The following is a 698-nucleotide window of genomic DNA, read 5'->3' as shown; positions in this document are numbered from 1 at the left end:
GGCTGTGCTGTGTTTATTGGTGAGGCGGGCATTGTCGTGCAAGCTTGAGAGCAAAAAGCTATATGGAAATGCGGCCGTGGCGCCGTTGGACGCCATCACCCAGCAAAACGCCGCGATGGTGTCAGCCGCGCGCGGGCGCCTGTGCCGCAGCGGGCGCGTCCTCGTTCTTGAAGCGCTGGAACAGCGTGGCCACCAGCGGGCCCGAGAGGTTGTGCCAGACGCTGAAGATGGCGCTGGGCACGGCGGCCAGCGGCGAGAAGTGCGCCGTGGCCAGCGCTACGCCCAGGCCCGAGTTCTGCATGCCAACCTCGATGGACAGCGCCTTGCGCTTGGATACCTCCATGCCCNGCCGCAGCGGGCGCGTCCTCGTTCTTGAAGCGCTGGAACAGCGTGGCCACCAGCGGGCCCGAGAGGTTGTGCCAGACGCTGAAGATGGCGCTGGGCACGGCGGCCAGCGGCGAGAAGTGCGCCGTGGCCAGCGCTACGCCCAGGCCCGAGTTCTGCATGCCAACCTCGATGGACAGCGCCTTGCGCTTGGATACCTCCATGCCCGTGAGCTTTCCCAGCCAGTAGCCCAGCAGCAGGCCCAGGCCGTTGTGCAGCACGACCACGGCAAAAATCATCAGCCCGCTGGTGGCGATCCTGGCCTGGTTGCCGGCCACCACGGCGGCGACGATGGCGACGATGGCGACCACCGA

1 protein-coding gene is annotated in these 698 nt (G+C 67.0%); it reads right to left on the bottom strand.

Translation table 11 applies throughout. The features are described from left to right. Positions 1-121: 121 nt before the first annotated feature. On the bottom strand, positions 122-343 hold the full coding sequence (locus tag QZH66_RS17660) for a hypothetical protein (RefSeq protein WP_305807126.1): 222 nt from the start codon (positions 341-343) through the stop codon (positions 122-124). Positions 344-698 lie beyond the last annotated feature (355 nt).

The organism is Stenotrophomonas sp. YIM B06876, from assembly GCF_030711595.1.
In the GTDB taxonomy this organism is placed as follows: Bacteria; Pseudomonadota; Gammaproteobacteria; order Xanthomonadales; family Xanthomonadaceae; genus Stenotrophomonas.
The sequence above is the reverse complement of the archived record's forward strand: the minus strand, read 5'-3'. Positions and strand labels throughout refer to the sequence as shown.